Here is a 265-nt window from a genome sequence, read left to right on the forward strand (position 1 = left end):
GTGTAGAGCCCCGTCACGACGACCGCGAGCACCCCCGACGCCTGCAGCTCCTCGGCCGGAACGAACGCGACGAAGGGCACGATGAACGAGACGATCGTGTCGTGCACCGGGCTGGTGAGCTTCGAACGGATCCACACCGTGATGACACCGATGATGAGCCCGACCGCGATCGCCACCGCGACGGAGAAGAAGAACGCTCCGGTGGCCGTGGAGAGCGCGAAGCTGCCGGCGGTCGCGGCGATCGCGGTCTTCAGCAGCACCAGCG

General features: G+C 67.5%; 1 protein-coding gene. It reads right to left on the bottom strand.

All coding sequences use genetic code 11. The features are described 5' to 3' along the window. Positions 1–265, bottom strand: a 265-nt coding sequence (locus AMS67_RS00080) for a cation:proton antiporter domain-containing protein (protein ID WP_193787052.1), incomplete at both ends; no start/stop codon positions are given.

Origin of the sequence: Leucobacter japonicus (assembly GCF_001273855.1) — a bacterium.
Lineage (GTDB): Bacteria > Actinomycetota > Actinomycetes > Actinomycetales > Microbacteriaceae > Leucobacter > Leucobacter japonicus.